Source organism: Escherichia sp. TC-EC600-tetX4, from assembly GCF_019356055.1.
Classification (GTDB): domain Bacteria; phylum Pseudomonadota; class Gammaproteobacteria; order Enterobacterales; family Enterobacteriaceae.
This window is the reverse complement of the sequence record NZ_CP079924.1, coordinates 4,126,429-4,145,830: the sequence shown is the minus strand read 5'-3', so window position 1 is coordinate 4,145,830 and position 19,402 is coordinate 4,126,429. Positions and strand designations below refer to the sequence as shown.

The window sequence follows — 19,402 nt, the reverse complement described above, 5'->3', positions numbered from 1 at the left end:
AATAAATTACGTCATATCATACGCCTGCATTCGATAGTTGAATTATTATCGACCGGGTTATCGCTGATGCCGTTATTAATATAGCTCTTCGTTAAGGTTAAAAATCAGGCGACAGTGCGTTCTCTGTGCTGACTAACATAATGCAGCGGCGTCATACCGTAGAAGTCTTTAAAGACAGAAATAAAGTACGACGTACTGTTGTAGCCGCAGGACTGTGATACCTGAGAGATATTTTTACCGTCCATCATTAATTCATTTACGGCATAACGCATGCGGCAGGTGGTGATTATTTGGCTATAACTGGTGTTTTCGCTTTTCAACTTTTTCTTTAACAGACTTGGGCTAAGACATAAACAACTGGCTACCATACTAAGATTCCAGTCTTTGTGAATATCGCTTTCAATAATTTGATAAACGCTGTCACTTACACAATTACGTAACATATACATCATTAATGAAACGAATTTTTTACTGTCGAGAAAACGGGATAGCACCGTGAATAATAATGCGCGTGTTCGTTCCTTTTCTGACTCAGTTTCTGCGGGCATCATGCTGTGTTGCGCGGCAACGCGAAAGACGTCTGGCGTCAGGCATGGCAGGGTGAGTATGGGCGTAGCGCTACGTTGCCATACTGGTATTTGCGAGAGATCTTTATTCAGAAACCGGAGGTAATCTTTGATGATGTCGTGACTAATATGAGCAACCAAAGTGTTGTTAAGAGAGGAGACGTCGATAATATTATTTTCACAATTTAATAACGCCATATGGTTAGCTTTAAGGCTAATAGGTTCTTTCCCATTCACCCTTATCCAGACATCTTTTTCAGTCAATAAAACAATACAAGGTTGGTCGCTGCAAATCCTCATACATGTACTCCTGAGTGCGAATAAAAGACCAGTTCTCGCTAAAGCAAAGCGATACCGGGAAATGGTTATATAATTGTATGATGAATATAAACATGCATAAAAATAACGAGTTTTACTAATAGTACAAATTTTTATAGTAATTTCTCATGTACATATTTTTTTACAGGATAAATAACAGGCAAAAAAAAGCGCGGGGTGGGGCCGCGCAAAAAGTATGACATTTTTGTTTGCAGCAATTTTTATGAAAACGTTGCCATACTCAAAAGGCCTAAGGCCAGGCGGCGTAATGTTATTTAAACAATTACGCCTTCAGCGGAATAGTGGTTACGCTTTCACGCACATAACGTGGTAAATACCGTCAATAATTTCAGTCCCTTCAGTTTCGTGTTCAAATCCAGGGAAATGGTGGTCCCAGGATTGCAGCGAGCGTAAATAACTTACTTGCGGACTGTTTTTATCGCCGAAGTTTTCACCAGACAGCAGCATCGGGATTCCTGGCGGATACGGGATAACTGAGTTTGCCGCGATGCGTCCTGGCAGATTTTCAATGGATACCAGTTCGACATTGTTGTCGACAATCGCGTTGTACGCTTCACGCGGGGTGACTTCCGCCACCGGCAGGCCGGAATAGGCTTCGTTCAACCGTGCGCCAGGGTTGTTTTCTTTCAGCCAGGCAAACATGGTGTCACCCAGATCGTGAATCCCCATGTTCGCGTAAGTGTCAGGATATTGTTCAACAAGTTCCGGCATCACCTGCGCCAGCGGTGTGTTGGCGTCATAGTGGCGTTTGAAGGAGCAAAGGGTGTTAACCAGAGTTCCCCATTTCCCACGGGTTACGCCCATAGAGAACAGGAACATAATTTGGAAGTCAGTGGTGCGGGTAGGTACAATGCCGTGGCGACCAAGCCAGGCAGTGACCAGCGCCGCCGGAACACCGGTTTCTTCCAGTTCACCATCTTCACCCATTCCCGGAGCAAGGATGCTGACTTTAATCGGGTCGAGCATACTCCAGTTATCCGGAATATCTTTGAAGCCGTGCCAGCTTTCGCCCGGATGCATTACCCAGCAGTCCTGAACGGTGGTCAGCAGTTTGGTTGGTGCGTCAGCAAAGTCATAGGTTTTGCCGGTTTGTGGGTCGGTGACGACTTCTTTGTTCCACGGTTTGAAGAACCAGCTACCGTCAGCGGTGAACTCTTTATATAGCCGCGCCATCGCCTGACGGAAATCAACCGCTTCGTCAATCACTTCCTGTGTCAGTGACAGGCCGCTGTTGCCGTCCATCATCGACACCGCCACGTCGTTGGATGCGCAGATGGCATACAGCGGGGAGGTGGTGGCATGCATCATGTAGGCCTGGTTGAAGCGGGAGAAGTTAATCGCCCCACGACCTTCACGTACATGAATATAAGAAGCCTGTGACAGCGCATTCAGCAGTTTGTGGGTGGAGTGGGTGGCGAAAACGGTAGGACCGTTGTGATCGCCAGGTTCGCCGCGCATGGCATAGTGATCGGCATAGATCGGGTTGAAACGTGCATAGCCGTACCAGGCTTCGTCAAAGTGCAGACGATCGGAGGTTTTTTCCAGCAGATCCTGCGCTTCTTTAGCGTTATAACACACGCCGTCATAGGTGCAGTTGGTCACCACGCAGTAAGACGGTTTTTGCCCGGCTTTGTCTTTGGTCAGCGGGCTTTCACTGATTTTCTTCTGCAAGGTTTCAGGTTGCATTTCCTGCGGATAGATTGGCCCGATAATGCCGTAGCGGTTGCGGCTTGGCACCATATAGACCGGTTTCGCGCCTGTCAGCATCAAACCTTGTTCGATGGATTTATGGCAGTTACGGTCAACGACCACGACATCGTTATCGGTCATGCAAGCCTGCATGATGGTGCGGTTAGAGCCGGAAGTACCGACGACTACCGACCAGGAGCGATCGGCACCAAATACGCGTGCGGCATATTTTTCGCTTTCGCCAAATGCGCCAGTATGGTCAAGCAAAGAACCGAGGGAAGTTCGTTCGATGCCCATGTCGGTGCGGAACAGATTTTCACCATAGTAGTCATGGTAGAAACGTCCGGCGGGTGTTTTGGTAAAACCAACGCCGCCCTGGTGGCCTGGCGCTGCCCAGGAATATTCATGGATGTCACTATATTTCATCAGCGCGCTGAACAGTGGCGGCAACAGCTGCTGGCGGTAGCGGGTCATCGCGGCAACGGCGCGTCCGGCGATAAAGTCGGCGGTATCTTCCAGAATCCAGGCGAATTCATCGACAAGCTCCAGCAGGTCGCGATCCATTGCGGCGAGGGCTTTTTCCCGATCGCCCAACAGGAAGACCGGCACGTTTTGTTGGCGCTCATGAAGCTTACCGATCAATTGTCTGACGTTTTGATGTTCGTCCGGATGTTCCATTTGATAGCTGAACATCAGGCAGTCAATGGCTTCGTTTGAAGAGAGAATGGCAAAACCATCATCAAAGGAGGTGGATTTAATCACGGTAACATTTTGCTGGCTTAAAGCATCTGCCAGACGCTCAACGGCGTTACCGACCCAGGTGTCTTGATGGAGAAACTCGCTTTCAACAATTAATACTTTCATCATTGCTTACCCGGTTATGAAGGAATCTTCGTTGCGGGCAAGTATCTTCCGGCCTTTTCGGGCTGTAAAGCGCGTGAAAAACAAACATTTTTGAAATATTTAGTTTTATAAACAATACGTTATGTGATTATTTTAAATTATTTTCACTGCTTATTATCGACGGCTAAACTATTTTTTTGGCTGATACTGATATCGTCTTTAGCCGGGAAACGTCTGGCGGCGCTGTTGGCTAAGTTTGCGGTATTGTTGCGGCGACATGCCGACATATTTGCCGAACGTGCTGTAAAAACGACTACTTGAACGAAAGCCTGCCGTCAGGGCAATATCGAGAATACTTTTATCGGTATCGCTCAGTAACGCGCGAACGTGGTTGATGCGCATCGCGGTAATGTACTGTTTCATCGTCAATTGCATGACCCGCTGGAATATCCTCATTGCATAGTTGGCGTTAAGTTTGACGTGCTCAGCCACATCGTTGATGGTCAGCGCCTGATCATAGTTTTCGGCAATAAAGCCCAGCATCTGGCTAACATAAAATTGCGCATGGCGCGAGACGCTGTTTTTGTGTGTGCGCGAGGTTTTATTGACCAGAATCGGTTCCCAGCCAGAGAGGCTAAATCGCTTGAGCATCAGGCCAATTTCATCAATGGCGAGCTGGCGAATTTGCTCGTTCGGACTGTTTAATTCCTGCTGCCAGCGGCGCACTTCAAACGGGCTAAGTTGCTGTGTGGCCAGTGATTTGATCACCATGCCGTGAGTGACGTGGTTAATCAGGTCTTTATCCAGCGGCCAGGAGAGAAACAGATGCATCGGCAGATTAAAAATCGCCATGCTCTGACAGGTTCCGGTATCTGTTAGTTGGTGCGGTGTACAGGCCCAGAACAGCGTGATATGACCCTGATTGATATTCACTTTTTCATTGTTGATCAGGTATTCCACATCGCCATCGAAAGGCACATTCACTTCGACCTGACCATGCCAGTGGCTGGTGGGCATGATATGCGGTGCGCGAAACTCAATCTCCATCCGCTGGTATTCCGAATACAGCGACAGCGGGCTGCGGGTCTGTTTTTCGTCGCTGCTGCACATAAACGTATCTGTATTCATGGATGGCTCTCTTTCCTGGAATATCAGAATTATGGCAGGAGTGAGGGAGGATGACTGCGAGTGGGAGCACGGTTTTCACCCTCTTCCCAGAGGGGCGAGGGGACTCTCCGAGTATCATGAGGCCGAAAACTCTGCTTTTCAGGTAATTTATTCCCATAAACTCAGATTTACTGCTGCTTCACGCAGGATCTGAGTTTATGGGAATGCTCAACCTGGAAGCCGGAGGTTTTCTGCAGATTCGCCTGCCATGATGAAGTTATTCAAGCAAGCCAGGAGATCTGCATGATGTCTGCACCCAAAATTACATTTATCGGCGCTGGTTCGACGATTTTCGTTAAAAATATTCTTGGTGATGTGTTCCATCGCGAGGCGCTGAAAACGGCGCATATTGCCCTGATGGACATTGACCCCACCCGCCTGGAAGAGTCGCATATTGTGGTGCGTAAGCTGATGGATTCAGCAGGGGCCAGCGGCAAAATCACCTGCCACACCCAACAGAAAGAAGCCTTAGAGGATGCCGATTTTGTCGTGGTGGCATTTCAGATTGGCGGTTATGAACCTTGCACGGTGACTGATTTCGAGGTCTGTAAGCGGCATGGTCTGGAACAAACCATTGCCGATACGTTGGGGCCGGGCGGTATTATGCGCGCGCTACGTACCATTCCGCATCTGTGGCAAATTTGCGAGGACATGACGGAAGTCTGCCCCGATGCCACCATGCTCAACTATGTTAACCCAATGGCGATGAATACCTGGGCGATGTATGCCCGCTATCCGCATATCAAACAGGTCGGGCTGTGCCATTCGGTGCAGGGAACGGCGGAAGAGTTGGCGCGTGACCTCAATATCGACCCAGCTACGCTGCGTTACCGTTGCGCAGGTATCAACCATATGGCGTTTTACCTGGAGCTGGAGCGCAAAACCGCCGACGGCAGTTATGTGAATCTCTACCCGGAACTGCTGGCGGCTTATGAAGCAGGGCAGGCACCGAAGCCGAATATTCATGGCAATACTCGCTGCCAGAATATTGTGCGCTACGAAATGTTCAAAAAGCTGGGCTATTTCGTCACGGAATCGTCAGAACATTTTGCTGAGTACACACCGTGGTTTATTAAGCCAGGTCGTGAGGATTTGATTGAGCGTTATAAAGTACCGCTGGATGAGTACCCGAAACGCTGCGTCGAGCAGCTGGCGAACTGGCATAAAGAGCTGGAGGAGTATAAAAAAGCCTCCCGGATTGATATTAAACCGTCACGGGAATATGCCAGCACAATCATGAACGCTATCTGGACTGGCGAGCCGAGTGTGATTTACGGCAACGTCCGTAACGATGGTTTGATTGATAACCTGCCACAAGGATGTTGCGTGGAAGTAGCCTGTCTGGTTGATGCTAATGGCATTCAGCCGACCAAAGTCGGTACGCTACCTTCGCATCTGGCCGCCCTGATGCAAACCAACATCAACGTACAGACGCTGCTGACCGAAGCTATTCTTACGGAAAATCGCGACCGTGTTTACCACGCCGCGATGATGGACCCGCATACTGCCGCCGTGCTGGGCATTGACGAAATATATGCTCTTGTTGACGACCTGATTGCCGCCCACGGCGACTGGCTGCCAGGCTGGTTGCACCGTTAAAACGCGACTAAACGCTACTGCGCCGGGGGATTTATTCCGGCGCACACCTCTGACGATACCAATAACAGAAGGCGGGCGTTGGTAACAGCGACCCGATACCCTATGAGCATTTCAATGACTACAAAACTCAGTTATGGATTTGGAGCGTTCGGGAAGGATTTTGCGATCGGCATTGTGTATATGTACCTCATGTATTACTACACCGATGTCGTCGGGCTGTCTGTGGGTTTGGTCGGTACTTTGTTTCTGGTGGCGAGGATCTGGGATGCTATTAACGATCCGATTATGGGATGGATTGTAAATGCTACGCGATCGCGATGGGGTAAGTTCAAACCCTGGATCCTGATCGGTACGTTGGCAAACTCTGTAATCTTATTTCTCCTCTTTAGTGCGCATCTGTTTGAAGGTACTACTCAGATTGTCTTTGTTTGCGTGACCTACATCCTCTGGGGCATGACTTACACCATTATGGATATTCCCTTCTGGTCGCTGGTTCCAACCATCACGCTCGATAAACGTGAGCGCGAACAACTGGTTCCTTATCCGCGTTTTTTTGCCAGTCTGGCAGGCTTTGTTACGGCAGGTGTGACGCTACCATTTGTTAATTATGTCGGCGGTGGCGATCGGGGATTTGGCTTTCAGATGTTCACTCTGGTACTGATCGCCTTTTTTATTGTTTCAACCATCATCACTCTGCGCAATGTGCATGAAGTCTTTTCGTCAGACAATCAACCGTCTGCTGAAGGAAGCCATCTGACACTTAAAGCCATCGTTGCGCTAATTTATAAAAACGATCAGCTTTCATGCCTCTTGGGTATGGCTCTTGCTTATAATGTAGCCAGCAACATTATTACCGGCTTTGCTATCTATTATTTCTCATATGTTATCGGTGATGCGGATTTGTTCCCCTATTATCTGTCGTATGCGGGAGCTGCTAACCTGGTGACGTTAGTATTCTTCCCACGCTTAGTTAAATCATTATCCCGACGCATTTTATGGGCCGGAGCATCTATTCTTCCGGTGTTAAGCTGTGGTGTTCTCCTGTTAATGGCATTAATGAGCTATCACAACGTCGTCCTCATTGTGATTGCGGGTATTTTGCTGAATGTGGGAACGGCGCTTTTCTGGGTATTACAGGTCATCATGGTGGCAGATATCGTTGATTACGGTGAATATAAACTGCACGTACGCTGTGAAAGTATCGCTTACTCCGTGCAGACTATGGTGGTGAAGGACGGTTCAGCCTTTGCGGCTTTTTTCATTGCGGTTGTGTTAGGGATGATTGGCTATGTACCGAATGTTGAACAGTCTACGCAAGCCCTATTAGGTATGCAGTTTATTATGATTGCTCTACCAACTCTGTTTTTCATGGTAACGCTGATTCTCTACTTCCGTTTCTATCGCCTCAATGGTGACACGCTGCGCAGGATCCAGATCCATCTGCTGGATAAATATCGCAAAGTACCGCCCGAGCCTGTTCATGCTGATATTCCGGTCGGTGCAGTGAGTGATGTGAAAGCCTGACGTGGACAATAGCTAACGAAAATGGCCTGATGCGATATGTTTATCAGGCCACGTCTTAATGTAATGCTTTGGATTTGCAAATTTTGTAGACCGGATAAGGAATTCACGCCGCATCCGGCATCAACAAAGCGCAAGTTGTTATCCAGTTATCAAGCCAAAGCGCCGTAGCTGGCGGCAATGAAAGCGAGCGAGGAATATCACCGTCGTTAATGCGCCAAGCAGCGCGCAGAACATATCGGATTGCGTGTCCCACTGGTCGCCCTGGGTGCCGAGAAAATCATCCGCTCCCTGACCCATTGCCAGCGCTGCCCACCACTCGATTAATTCATACATCGCGCTTATCGCCAGCGCCACGCAGCAGACCAGGAACGCCACCATTTTACGTCCGCGCACGTACATCCCGCGAACGAGAATTTCTCGTGCCACCAGTGCAGGCACCAGCCCCTGGAAAAAGTGCCCCAGCTTGTCATACGGATTACGACTCAACCCCAGCCATTCCTGCACCTCAAAACCAACGGGGACTTTCGCGTAGGTGTATTGTCCGCCGACCATCAGGATGATGGCGTGAAGGAAAATGAGCGTATAGAGCAGCGGCGTTAACGGATAACGTCTGGCGGTGGCAAGCAGTAGCTGCACGACAATAATCACCGGTGTCACTTCCATCAGCCAGGTGAGTTTGTCATGGGCCGAAATGCCGGTATAAATCAGGATTAACGTTAGCGTCAGTGCGCTGGTGTTAAGAATTAACGGCTTGAGTGTGCGGGTCATGGTGAGTTCGCAAATCAGGGAAAATACTGACTATTCACCAGCAAGCGTGAAATTACAATCGCAAAAGAGGTGGCCAGGGGGATCACCTGGCAGCATGCTGCCAGGCGCTGGGCCGAAGAGGTTACTTAGTGCAGTTCGCGCACTGTTTGTTGACGATTTGCTGGAAGAAGTCGTTACCTTTGTCATCGACCAGGATAAACGCCGGGAAATCTTCTACTTCGATTTTCCAGATAGCTTCCATACCCAGCTCCGGATAAGCGACGCACTCCAGATGCTTGATGCTCTGCTGCGCCAGTACCGCCGCCGGACCGCCGATGCTACCGAGGTAGAAGCCGCCGTGTTTATGACACGCGTCGGTAACCTGCTGACTGCGGTTACCTTTCGCCAGCATGATCATGCTGCCGCCGTGGGATTGCAGCAGATCCACGTAGGAGTCCATACGGCCTGCGGTGGTTGGGCCAAGTGAACCTGATGGATAACCGGCAGGGGTTTTCGCCGGACCCGCGTAGTAGATCGGGTGATCTTTGATGTACTGCGGAAGTTCTTTACCGGCGTCAATCAGCTCTTTCAGCTTGGCGTGTGCAATATCTCGGCCCACGATAATGGTGCCGGTGAGCGACAAACGAGTGGATACCGGGTATTGCGAAAGCTGGGCGAGGATCTCTTTCATCGGGCGGTTAAGGTCAACTTTCACCGCTTCGCCTTCACCGGCCTGGCGCAGTTCTTGTGGAATGTACTGGCCTGGGTTGTGTTCCAGTTTTTCGATCCAGATACCTTCGCGGTTGATTTTCGCTTTAATGTTACGGTCAGCGGAGCAGGAGACGCCCATGCCGACCGGGCAGGATGCGCCGTGACGTGGCAGACGGATAACGCGAATGTCGTGCGCGAAGTATTTACCGCCAAACTGCGCGCCAAGACCGAGTTTCTGGGCCTCTTCCAGCAGTTCCTGTTCCAGCTGGACATCGCGGAACGCCTGACCATGTTCGTTCCCTTCCGTCGGCAGTTCATCGTAATAGTGAGCGCTTGCTAACTTGACGGTTTTCAGGTTGGTTTCCGCAGACGTACCGCCAATCACAAACGCGATATGGTACGGCGGGCAGGCTGCAGTACCGAGGGTACGCATTTTCTCGACGAGGAAGTTTTTCAGTTTGCCGGGAGTCAGCAGGGCTTTGGTTTCCTGGTAGAGATACGTTTTGTTGGCAGAGCCGCCGCCTTTCGCAACGCAAAGGAATTTGTACTCATCGCCATCTACCGCGTACAGGTCGATTTGCGCAGGCAGGTTAGTGCCGGTGTTGACCTCTTTGTACATGTCCAGCGCCGCATTCTGTGAATAGCGCAGGTTATCTTCGATATAGGTGTTATAGACGCCTTTCGACAGCGTTTCTTCATCACCGCCGCCGGTCCACACGCGCTGGCCTTTTTTACCGACGATGATCGCGGTGCCGGTATCCTGGCAGGTCGGCAGCACGCCTTTGGCGGCGATTTCGGAGTTTCTTAAGAATTGCAGCGCCACGTACTTGTCGTTTTCGCTGGCTTCTGGATCGTGAAGAATAGCCGCAACCTGTTTCTGGTGTGCCGGGCGGAGCATAAAAGAAGCGTCGTGAAAGGCTTGCTGCGCCAGCAGGGTCAGGGCTTCTGGTTCCACTTTCAGGATGGTTTCGCCGTCGAAGTCGGCAACGCTAACGTAATCGGAAGTGAGTAGATAGTATTCGGTATTGTCTTTCCCCATCGGGAAAGGTGCCTGGTAGATAAAGGGTTTGTTTGACATAGCTTCCAGCCTGTAACTCTGTATTTGTTATTCGAAAATGGCGTGCCGCGTAGTCACGGGCGGCACGCAAAGTGCATTTATAAGAACCCGTACATCGCGGCGAAGATCCAGCCGAAGACGCACGATACGCTCACACCAATCAACCCCGGCAGAATAAAGCTGTGGTTGATGACGAAGCGACCGATGTGGGTGGTGCCGGAACGGTCAAACTGAATCGCTGCCAGATCGCTCGGATAAGTCGGCAGGATGTAATAACCGTAGCAAGCCGGTGCTGAAGCCACGATGTATGCCGGATCAACGCCGATCGCCAGCGCGACCGGAACAATCGCCGCCAGCGCCGCAGCCTGAGAGTTTACAAACTTGGAAACCAGCAGCAGAACAATGGCATAGGCCCACGGATACTCTTTCACCATTTCACCCAGTACGCCCTGAATTTCAGACATATGCGCACCGAACATGGTTTCTGCCATCCATGCGATACCGTACACCGCCACGATGGCGATCATACCGGAACGGAAGACTTCGTTTTTTGAGATAGACGCGGGATTGGTTTTGGTCAGGATAATAATCAGCGCCCCGGTCAGCAGCATAAACATCTGAATAACCAGTACCATCGACAGCGGTTTGCCGCCGAAGGATGGACGCAGGTCCGAATCAGCACCAAGAAGGGCGACTACAGCGATTGCCCCGAGGAAAATCCACATTGCCAGCCAGTTGCTTTTCGGCAGTTTTTTATCCAGCAGCGTCGCGGTATCACCGTAAACATACTCACGGTTTTCCGGTACGGAGATGAATTTCTGGAACTCTTCGTCTTTATCCAGATCTTTACCGCGGAACCAGCTGAAGATACCGATCGCCAGGATACCGATTAACGTCGATGGAATGGTGATTGCCAGCAGATCGAGGAACTCAAGATGGCGACCATCAAAGGTGACATTACCCAGCATCGCAACCAGAGACACGACCGCAACCGACACCGGACTGGCGATAATCCCCATCTGTGCACCGATAGAACTTGCCGCCATCGGACGTTCCGGACGGATGTTGTTCTTAATGGCGACGTCGTAGATGATCGGCAGAATGGTGTAAACCACATGACCCGTACCGCAAAGAATGGTCAGTGTACAGGTCACAAACGGCGCGACAATTGAGACATATTTCGGGTTGCGGCGCAGCAGCTTCTCGGCAATTTGCAGCATGACATCAAGACCGCCCGAAGCTTGCAAGGTCGCCGATGCCGCCACCACCGCAATGATAACCAGCATGACATCAACTGGTGGTTTACCTGGCTGAAGGTGGAAGACGAAGACCAGAATGACCAGACCGATACCGCCTAATAAACCCAGCGCGATACCACCCTTTCTGGCACCATAAAACAGACATATCAGTATTATGATAAGTTGGATAGTAAATAACATGTGTGAACCCTCGCGATAATCCTATTTAAATTTTTGCTGAATAGATCACAGTCACGTTCTGTTTTGTATGAACTGTTTTCAGAGCCTGACTAAATATCCGTTTGGTCGTTACCGGCTTTAGCAAATACCTCACAGTGAATATTGGCTGATTAAAGCAGCGGCAAATTTATGCACTGTGATAAGCGGCTTTTTCAGAGAGAAAGACTCTCTGGCGATGGGTTTATAGTTTGTACTGCGCAGATGTTAATGTTTTGTTTGCTGTTATCTTATTGATATTTATCGGTCTATTTTTTGTTCTCAGGGCAGATGTCATTAGGTTTATAGATTAATCTGATCTACCCATTTGTGGGTAAAAATACACATAATGCGGGTGACATAATAGTTAATTAACTTTTGTTAGCGTTTTGAAATTAAAAACACCGTTCACCTGAAGAGATATTAATTTTTAGCGATGATGGAGGGATAATTATATTTGATCTGGCACAAGTTTTACTGATGAAGGATGTAACTTGTGCCAGGGGTATTTTGCATTACGGTAATAATTATTACTTACAGATAACCAGCGATCCGTTATTGGCAATATTGTTTCAGTAGTGAGTAGTGTTCTGCCTGAATACGGTAACGGTAAACTGGACGCCCCGTGACGCCATAATGGATACTGGTGAACAAGATGTGGCAGTTGACCAGCCAGATGAGGTATTTACGGCAGGAAACACGCGAAATGTTAACCTCGTTGGCTAGCTCGTCGGTTGAAAATTCATAGTCCTGATGCGCGTCAATCCACTGGCACAGTGTGCGTAACGTCTGCGGCGTTAAGCCTTTTGGCAAGCGACGAGGATCCTGTTCGTTGGAGCTGCTGCCGTGGATTAGCTGATCAAGCTCGGCCTGGTCATAATACTGATGTTTTTCCAGCGCCATTTTCTTTTGCCGCCAGCCGGTGAGCGCCTCTTCAAAGCGGGAAGCCTGGAAGGGTTTGATCAGGTAATCCACGACACCGTAATGCAGCGAATCTTTAATGGTTGCCGCATCGGCTGCGGAGGAGATGACAATCACATCACTTTTGCAACGCGCGTTATGCAGGACAGGCAGTAAATCGAGCCCGTTCTCTTTTTGCATATAGATATCGAGCAATATCAGGTCGATAGGCGTATCGCTATTGAAGATAATCTCTTTGGCTTTCTCCAGCGTCGAGGCTGTTCCACAGCATTGAAAGCCTGGGATTTGTGCTACGTATCGGCGATTCAGCTCCGCGACCATTGCGTCGTCATCGATAATTAATACATTGATCATCTGTTCGACCTCTCCCCGTCCCAGGGTATCTGGACAAAAAATTGTGTGAAAATCCCGGGTTCCGATTCCACGGCGATGCTGCCGCCGAGATTTTCTACCTGTTGTTTGACAAGTGCTAAACCGACGCCTCGCTCGCTTCCTTTTGTCGAGACACCTTTGTCAAAAATGTGATCGATTTTATCGGGTGCGATCCCCGGTCCATCATCATTAACTTCACAGTGCAGCCAGCCGTGACGGTAGTGCAATGTTACGCTAATTTCGCCTCCGGGTTCCGGCCCTAATGCCTCCAGCGCGTTTTCTATCAGATTTCCCAACGTGGTAATCAGCGTCGCGACCTGGTCCTCACTGCCGCTGTCTGGCAGCTGGCTTTCACTGTTTAAAATCAGCGTATGGCCTAAATCGGTCGCGCGGTTAATCTTGCTGATTAAAAAACCAGCGATAACCGGAGATTTGATCTTACCCAGCAGAGAGCCAATCTCTTCCTGATAGTTATTGGCTGTTTTGAGAATGTAATCTTCCAACTGCTTATAACTCTTCAGATGCAATAATCCGAGAATCACATGCAATTTATTCATAAATTCGTGGGATCGTTCACGAAGTGCGTCAGCATAGTTGACCAGACCGTCGAGTCGCTGCATCAGTTTACGTACTTCAGTTTTGTCCCTGAAGGTTGAAATGGCACCGATGATAACGCCATTACTGCGCACCGGAACGGTGTTGATCAGTAATAGCCGGTCTTTAATCGTAATCTCTTCGTCGCGGCGCGGGGTACCGTCGCGTAACACTTCCGAGACATCTACCACCTGTGACCATGAGTGGCTTAGCGTCGACAGTTTCTCATCGTCCTGCGACTTACGGTAATTCAGCAATTCTTGTGCGGCATCGTTGATCAGCGTGACCTCGCCGCGATCGTCCACGGCAACGACGCCTTCTTTGATAGACTGCAACATGGCCTGGCGTTGCTCAAACAGCGTGGAGATTTCGTAGGGTTCCAGGCCGAAAAGGATTTTTTTCAGTACCTTAACCAGAATGCAGGTGCCAATCAGTCCGACCAGCATGCCAAATAATACCGACCAGATAATGCTCCAGCGACTGTCATTGATCTGTTGGGTCACACGGCTTAACTCAAGGCCGATCGCCACCACGCCAATTTGTTTATGATTTTCATCGTAGATGGGGGTAAATACGCGTAAAGCCTGCGCCAGAAAACCGCGATTGATAGCGACATTTTCTTCGCCATTCAGCGCTTTAAGGATGTCATCACCTTTAAATGGCTGACCAATACGCTGGGCTTCAGGATGCGAGTAGCGAAGACTTTGCATATCGGTAACGACAATAAACAGCAGATCGTTGCGTTTGCGTACGGCTTCCGCGATGGCCTGGATGCCACTCTCCTGCGGTTTTTTCTGCAAGCCCTGACGGATTTCCGGCGAGTCGGCGAGGGTACGCGCCACTGCCAGTGCCTTGTTGGCTAGCCCATCTCGCGTCATATCACTGATTTGCGAGAAGTAAATCAGATGCACCACCAATAGCACCGAGAACAGTACCGCACTGACCATTAAGATCACTGTGGTACTCAATTTCATCGGACGTTTGCGTAACATGCGGTAGGGCAATGAATGTCTCATCAGCTTCCTTGTGTGACAAATTTCTTAAGCATTATCTCTGATGAGGCGGGTAATTCAAAGGGAGTAAGAATGATTGGCTATATAGGGGAAGAGACTCTGGCAACGGAAACTGCCAGTGCTGTATGAAGATTCCGGGGCTATGCTTATAGCGATAATCATACTGATGAGAGAGGGAAGGTCATGGATCAGGCGCTACTGGACGGGGGTTATCGCTGTTATACCGGCGAAAAGATCGATGTCTATTTCAACACTGCGATATGTCAGCATTCTGGCAATTGCGTACGTGGCAACGGCAAGTTATTTAATCTCAAACGAAAGCCGTGGATCATGCCGGATGAAGTCGACGTCGCCACTGTGGTTAAAGTGATTGATACGTGCCCGAGCGGCGCGCTGAAATACCGTCATAAATAAGCGAGGGTAAAATGGAAATACGCGAAGGCCACAATAAATTTTACATTAATGACAAACAAGGCAAGCAAATCGCTGAAATTGTCTTTGTGCCGACCGGAGAGAATTTAGCGATTATCGAACATACCGATGTCGATGAAAGCCTGAAAGGGCAAGGGATTGGTAAACAGCTGGTTGCGAAAGTCGTGGAAAAAATGCGTCGGGAAAAACGAAAAATTATCCCATTATGCCCATTTGCGAAACATGAATTTGATAAAACGCGGGAGTATGATGATATTCGCAGTTGATGGGAGAGTACAGAGTCACGATATTTTTCATTCTCTCCGCGATGTGATGCAGGAGAGCATCTGAAGGGTAGGGGGATGCACAAAGAATGGGCAGAGAGCGCGTTTTTTTGTCCCAAGTCATCCCCTTTACTGAGCAAAAAAAAGAATATCTCCTATATGAGAATCATCAATCGGGGTTAATAAGTTTTGCGTCCCCAGAGCGTTTAATATTGATAGGAGTCATATTATGGAAGGTAAAAACAAGTTCAATACTTATGTTGTTTCTTTTGATTATCCATCATCTTATTCCTCAGTGTTCTTAAGATTAAGATCATTGATGTATGATATGAATTTCTCCTCTATCGTGGCTGATGAATATGGGATACCACGACAATTGAATGAAAACTCCTTCGCAATAACGACATCGTTAGCCGCAAGTGAAATCGAAGATTTAATCAGGCTCAAATGCTTAGACTTACCGGATATTGATTTTGACCTCAACATTATGACAGTTGATGACTATTTCCGTCAGTTTTACAAGTAGCCAGGAAGGATAAGAAGAACATAAAAAATGGCACTATTCTCTAAAATATTAATTTTTTATGTGATTGGTGTGAACATATCCTTTGTCATTATCTGGTTTATCTCACATGAGAAAACACATATTCGTTTACTTAGTGCATTCCTGGTCGGAATAACCTGGCCAATGAGTCTGCCTGTGGCATTACTTTTTTCTCTCTTTTAGGAGCTGTAGTTGAGTGGACCCGCTGGTTATCGTGAAACGAAGCGTCTCTCCTCAAAACTGGATTTGCGGAACGATGAACGAAGCAGTCGCCTGACTGCTTCGTTCATTAAAGTGAAATTTATTTCTGTGGGCGCATCGCCGGGAAGAGAATAACGTCGCGAATAGTATGGCTGTTAGTAAACAGCATAATCATTCGGTCGATACCAATACCCAGACCAGCGGTTGGCGGCAGACCATATTCCAGCGCAGTCACGTAATCTTCGTCATAGAACATGGCTTCGTCGTCACCTGCAGCTTTAGCATTAACCTGTTCCTGGAAACGTTCAGCCTGATCTTCTGCGTCGTTTAATTCGCTAAAACCATTACCGATTTCACGACCACCGATGAAGAATTCAAAACGGTCGGTGATTTCCGGGTTAACATCATTACGGCGTGCCAGCGGGGACACTTCTGCCGGATATTCCGTAATAAAGGTTGGCTGAATCAGATGTGCTTCTGCCACTTCATCAAAGATCTCTGTGACAATACGTCCCAACCCCCAGCTTTTCTCTACCGTAATACCGATAGATTCAGCTAATGCTTTAGCAGCATCAAAATTATCCAGGTCGGCCATATCGGTTTCTGGACGATATTTTTTGATTGCTTCGCGCATGGTGAGTTTTTCAAACGGTTTGCCGAAATCAAACACATGCTCGCCATAAGTGACTTTAGTGGTACCCAGAACCTCTTGTGCCAGGGTGCGGAACAGTGACTCTGTCAGTTCAATCAAATCGTGGTAATCCGCATACGCCATGTAGAGTTCCATCATTGTGAACTCAGGATTATGGCGAACAGAAATACCTTCATTACGGAAGTTACGGTTGATTTCGAATACCCGTTCAAAACCGCCTACAACCAGACGTTTCAGATACAGCTCCGGCGCGATACGCAGATACATATCTAAATCCAGAGCATTATGATGGGTAATAAACGGGCGAGCAGATGCCCCACCTGGAATTACCTGCATCATCGGGGTTTCTACTTCCATAAAGCCGCGCGCGACCATGAATTGACGGATAGCGGCCAGAATTTTTGAACGGACAACAAACGTTTGACGGGATTTATCGTTAGCGATGAGGTCCAGATAACGTTGACGATAACGGACTTCCTGATCCTGCAGACCATGGAATTTATCTGGTAAAGGACGTAGTGCTTTAGTCAGCAGGCGCAGCTCAGTACAGTGAATGGAAAGCTCACCCGTTTGCGTCTTAAACAGCGTACCGCGGGCACCGATAATGTCACCCAGATCCCATTTTTTAAACTGATCGTTATAAACACCTTCTGGCAGGCTATCTCTTGCAACGTACAGTTGAATACGGCCACCGACATCCTGCAACGTTACAAAGGAGGCTTTCCCCATGATACGACGGGTCATCATTCGGCCAGCAACCGAGACTTCAATGTTTAAGGATTCCAGTTCCTGGTTATCCTTCGCATCAAACTCTTCGTGCAACTGGTCAGAGGTATGGTCGCGGCGAAAATCATTGGGAAACGCCACACCTTGCTGACGTAGTGCCGCCAGTTTTTCGCGGCGATTTCTCAGTTCATCGTTAAAATCAATAGCCTCATTGGCTCCCCGTGTTTCTTGTTCAGACATTTTGGTTCCTCTAAATCCAGCTTTCAATTTAGCGTAGATAAAGAGACAGATCGGTACACTGTATTATCTGCCTCGACTATTAGTAACTCAGTTTATCTTATCGAAACTAACGCTTACCTCAAGTTGATATCACTAATAAATAACCATCAAAATGGTTTAAATGACTTATTAATCTCGATTTGTTAGTGTTATAAACTGAAAGTTAATTTATTCATAACCAATTGTTTTTACGACAGTTAATCGTTGCTCTCCTGTATCATATTCGTCGGCGTGCTAAACAGAAAACGGGTAGCAAAGGCCAATACGACGATGATCGCGACACAAGCCAACGTCCACTCTCCCATCTGAGAAAAGAATCGCTGGTAAGCTGCAATTGCCATACCGCTAATTTGCGACTCTGTCGTCTGCTGTGCCACGACGCCTGCCAGCCAGTTGGCGACCGCGCCTGTTGCCAGCATATAAATCCCGGTTAATACGCCAGACATTTTCAGACGCGTGATTTGCGCAATCGCCACCGGGTCAATAAAGAGTTCGGCAAAGCCCATTAGCGCCAGCCCGGATATCATCACGCCCATTGACGCTTGACCGTCAGCCGCTGCATGTCGGGCATCAAATGCCAACAACATAAAGCCACAAGCCATCAGCAGTAAGCCAAAGGCAAACTTCAGCCAGACGCGCAATGTTGAGTTGCCGCGGCTTTCTGGCGACGCCAGCCAGGCCAGTACAACCCCAGCGAGCATCACCGCAATTGCATTCACCGACTGGAATAGTGCTGTAGGTACTTCAATATTGAATGCCTGACGATTCACAAAGCGATCGATAAACAAGCTGATGGTACTGCCGCCCTGTTGTGCCAGTACCCAGAACAATGTCCCGACAAACATCAACAATACAATTTGCCAAAGAGCACGGCGATGTTCGGGGAATTTGATCATCATGCGGGCAATGATTTGTGCGGCAATGAGGCAAACGATCGCCAGCAAATATCCGGACCAGTCGTTCTCCAGCAGCAGAGTAAAAAATACTGGGGCTAAACAGAGCATCACCACTAACCAGCTCCATACTGGTAAGGCAAATTTGACACTAGTGAGCGCTTTTTTATCCATACTACGTGTGGACTGGAAATGACGATGACCGCTTAAGAAAATCAACAAACCGATAAACATGCCGCCACCCGCAAGGGCAAAGCCAACATGCCATCCATACCACTGAGCAGCCAGGCCGCAGGCGATTGGGGCTGCGATAGAACCGATATTGCCCGCAGCATACAGCAGCGAAAAACCGCCATCACGTCGATGATCGTTCTCGTCGTAGAGCTCGCCAAGCAAACAGCTGATGTTTGATTTGAATAAACCGTAGCCACAAATAATGATTGCCAGCGCCAGATACAGGCTAAAGGTTGAATTTGTATCAATACCCAGCACCACATGGCCAAGGGTCATTAACAGCGCGCCGGCAATCACTGCAGTGCGGTTGCCGAGCAGGCGGTCGGCAAGCCAGCCGCCGAGAATAGGGGTAACGTAAACCAGAGAAGCATATGCGCTGAACAGGCTGATGGCATGGTTATCATCAAAACCAAGCTGATGGGTGAGATAGAGAATGAGTAAGGCACGCATGCCGTAAAAACTGAAGTACTCCCAGATTTGGATCGCCACGATATAGTATATCGCGCGCGGCTGTGAGGGTGTTTTCATGTGTTCTCCTTATGAGCAAAAAAGGGAAGTGGCAAGCCACTTCCCTTGTACGAG

16 protein-coding genes are annotated in these 19,402 nt (G+C 48.7%); 6 read left to right on the top strand and 10 right to left on the bottom strand.

The window, feature by feature from the left end:
* Positions 1-104: 104 nt before the first annotated feature.
* From adiY to melR, 3 genes are all read right to left on the bottom strand, one after another.
* Positions 105-866, bottom strand: coding sequence for a DNA-binding transcriptional activator AdiY (adiY, locus tag KXD89_RS20175; protein ID WP_001217060.1), 762 nt, complete (start codon positions 864-866; stop codon positions 105-107).
* 324 nt (positions 867-1,190) lie between these two features.
* The gene (gene adiA, locus KXD89_RS20170; protein ID WP_001381593.1) at positions 1,191-3,458 is read right to left on the bottom strand and encodes an arginine decarboxylase; all 2,268 of its coding nucleotides are present in this window, start codon (positions 3,456-3,458) and stop codon (positions 1,191-1,193) included.
* Positions 3,459-3,656: 198 nt separating this feature from the next.
* Entirely contained in the window at positions 3,657-4,565 is a 909-nt protein-coding gene (gene melR / locus KXD89_RS20165; RefSeq protein ID WP_001698789.1) for a transcriptional regulator MelR, read from the bottom strand.
* Between the two features lie 282 nt (positions 4,566-4,847).
* On the opposite strand from melR, the gene melA reads away from it, so the two are divergent.
* Positions 4,848-6,203 carry an alpha-galactosidase gene (gene melA / locus KXD89_RS20160; RefSeq protein WP_000986601.1) on the top strand — a complete coding sequence of 452 codons (1,356 nt, stop codon included), beginning with the start codon at positions 4,848-4,850 and terminating at the stop codon, positions 6,201-6,203.
* 102 nt (positions 6,204-6,305) lie between these two features.
* Positions 6,306-7,727 (top strand): melibiose:sodium transporter MelB, encoded by a 1,422-nt coding sequence (gene melB / locus KXD89_RS20155; RefSeq protein WP_001698792.1) that lies wholly within the window; start codon positions 6,306-6,308, stop codon positions 7,725-7,727.
* Between the two features lie 138 nt (positions 7,728-7,865).
* Here melB and KXD89_RS20150 read toward each other — a convergent pair whose 3' ends face one another.
* The 5 genes from KXD89_RS20150 to KXD89_RS20130 all read right to left on the bottom strand — a co-directional run bounded on the left by KXD89_RS20150 (position 7,866) and on the right by KXD89_RS20130 (position 14,599).
* Positions 7,866-8,495: a DUF2238 domain-containing protein gene (locus KXD89_RS20150; RefSeq protein WP_000198773.1), complete on the bottom strand. Its 630-nt coding sequence runs from the start codon at positions 8,493-8,495 to the stop codon at positions 7,866-7,868.
* 121 nt (positions 8,496-8,616) lie between these two features.
* Complete coding sequence (fumB, locus tag KXD89_RS20145; RefSeq protein ID WP_000066707.1) at positions 8,617-10,263, bottom strand: class I fumarate hydratase; 1,647 nt, start codon at positions 10,261-10,263, stop codon at positions 8,617-8,619.
* A 77-nt stretch (positions 10,264-10,340) separates the two neighbouring features.
* Entirely contained in the window at positions 10,341-11,681 is a 1,341-nt protein-coding gene (dcuB, locus tag KXD89_RS20140; protein WP_000899522.1) for an anaerobic C4-dicarboxylate transporter DcuB, read from the bottom strand.
* A 570-nt stretch (positions 11,682-12,251) separates the two neighbouring features.
* Positions 12,252-12,971, bottom strand: coding sequence for a two-component system response regulator DcuR (gene dcuR / locus KXD89_RS20135; RefSeq protein WP_000611288.1), 720 nt, complete (start codon positions 12,969-12,971; stop codon positions 12,252-12,254).
* On the bottom strand, positions 12,968-14,599 hold the full coding sequence (locus KXD89_RS20130; protein WP_001216477.1) for a sensor histidine kinase: 1,632 nt from the start codon (positions 14,597-14,599) through the stop codon (positions 12,968-12,970). Before KXD89_RS20130 ends, dcuR begins: the two co-directional genes overlap by 4 nt.
* A gap of 180 nt (positions 14,600-14,779) precedes the next feature.
* On the opposite strand from KXD89_RS20130, the gene yjdI reads away from it, so the two are divergent.
* The 4 genes from yjdI to ghoT all read left to right on the top strand — a co-directional run bounded on the left by yjdI (position 14,780) and on the right by ghoT (position 16,018).
* Complete coding sequence (gene yjdI / locus KXD89_RS20125) at positions 14,780-15,010, top strand: 4Fe-4S mono-cluster protein YjdI (protein ID WP_000371704.1); 231 nt, start codon at positions 14,780-14,782, stop codon at positions 15,008-15,010.
* An 11-nt stretch (positions 15,011-15,021) separates the two neighbouring features.
* Positions 15,022-15,294: a GNAT family N-acetyltransferase gene (locus tag KXD89_RS20120; protein ID WP_000405651.1), complete on the top strand. Its 273-nt coding sequence runs from the start codon at positions 15,022-15,024 to the stop codon at positions 15,292-15,294.
* A gap of 226 nt (positions 15,295-15,520) precedes the next feature.
* Positions 15,521-15,817, top strand: coding sequence for a type V toxin-antitoxin system endoribonuclease antitoxin GhoS (ghoS, locus tag KXD89_RS20115; RefSeq protein ID WP_000398619.1), 297 nt, complete (start codon positions 15,521-15,523; stop codon positions 15,815-15,817).
* A 27-nt stretch (positions 15,818-15,844) separates the two neighbouring features.
* Entirely contained in the window at positions 15,845-16,018 is a 174-nt protein-coding gene (gene ghoT, locus KXD89_RS20110) for a type V toxin-antitoxin system toxin GhoT (protein WP_001173343.1), read from the top strand.
* Between the two features lie 118 nt (positions 16,019-16,136).
* Here the strand turns inward: ghoT and lysS are convergent, their stop codons facing one another.
* Together lysS and dtpC are read right to left on the bottom strand one after the other, a co-directional pair.
* Positions 16,137-17,654: a lysine--tRNA ligase gene (gene lysS / locus KXD89_RS20105; RefSeq protein ID WP_001295074.1), complete on the bottom strand. Its 1,518-nt coding sequence runs from the start codon at positions 17,652-17,654 to the stop codon at positions 16,137-16,139.
* A gap of 236 nt (positions 17,655-17,890) precedes the next feature.
* The gene (gene dtpC / locus KXD89_RS20100) at positions 17,891-19,348 is read right to left on the bottom strand and encodes a dipeptide/tripeptide permease DtpC (protein ID WP_000856829.1); all 1,458 of its coding nucleotides are present in this window, start codon (positions 19,346-19,348) and stop codon (positions 17,891-17,893) included.
* Positions 19,349-19,402: the final 54 nt, after the last annotated feature.

What these genes read in the sequence shown, in the direction of transcription:
- melR (WP_001698789.1), bottom strand. Translation starts at nt 4,565, where the DNA reads ATGAATACAGATACGTTTATGTGCAGCAGCGACGAAAAACAGACCCGC.
- yjdI (WP_000371704.1), top strand. Translation starts at nt 14,780, where the DNA reads ATGGATCAGGCGCTACTGGACGGGGGTTATCGCTGTTATACCGGCGAA.
- lysS (WP_001295074.1), bottom strand. Translation starts at nt 17,654, where the DNA reads ATGTCTGAACAAGAAACACGGGGAGCCAATGAGGCTATTGATTTTAAC.
- KXD89_RS20130 (WP_001216477.1), bottom strand. Translation starts at nt 14,599, where the DNA reads ATGAGACATTCATTGCCCTACCGCATGTTACGCAAACGTCCGATGAAA.
- ghoT (WP_001173343.1), top strand. Translation starts at nt 15,845, where the DNA reads ATGGCACTATTCTCTAAAATATTAATTTTTTATGTGATTGGTGTGAAC.
- melA (WP_000986601.1), top strand. Translation starts at nt 4,848, where the DNA reads ATGATGTCTGCACCCAAAATTACATTTATCGGCGCTGGTTCGACGATT.
- KXD89_RS20120 (WP_000405651.1), top strand. Translation starts at nt 15,022, where the DNA reads ATGGAAATACGCGAAGGCCACAATAAATTTTACATTAATGACAAACAA.
- adiA (WP_001381593.1), bottom strand. Translation starts at nt 3,458, where the DNA reads ATGAAAGTATTAATTGTTGAAAGCGAGTTTCTCCATCAAGACACCTGG.
- fumB (WP_000066707.1), bottom strand. Translation starts at nt 10,263, where the DNA reads ATGTCAAACAAACCCTTTATCTACCAGGCACCTTTCCCGATGGGGAAA.
- adiY (WP_001217060.1), bottom strand. Translation starts at nt 866, where the DNA reads ATGAGGATTTGCAGCGACCAACCTTGTATTGTTTTATTGACTGAAAAA.
- melB (WP_001698792.1), top strand. Translation starts at nt 6,306, where the DNA reads ATGAGCATTTCAATGACTACAAAACTCAGTTATGGATTTGGAGCGTTC.
- dtpC (WP_000856829.1), bottom strand. Translation starts at nt 19,348, where the DNA reads ATGAAAACACCCTCACAGCCGCGCGCGATATACTATATCGTGGCGATC.
- dcuB (WP_000899522.1), bottom strand. Translation starts at nt 11,681, where the DNA reads ATGTTATTTACTATCCAACTTATCATAATACTGATATGTCTGTTTTAT.
- dcuR (WP_000611288.1), bottom strand. Translation starts at nt 12,971, where the DNA reads ATGATCAATGTATTAATTATCGATGACGACGCAATGGTCGCGGAGCTG.
- KXD89_RS20150 (WP_000198773.1), bottom strand. Translation starts at nt 8,495, where the DNA reads ATGACCCGCACACTCAAGCCGTTAATTCTTAACACCAGCGCACTGACG.
- ghoS (WP_000398619.1), top strand. Translation starts at nt 15,521, where the DNA reads ATGGAAGGTAAAAACAAGTTCAATACTTATGTTGTTTCTTTTGATTAT.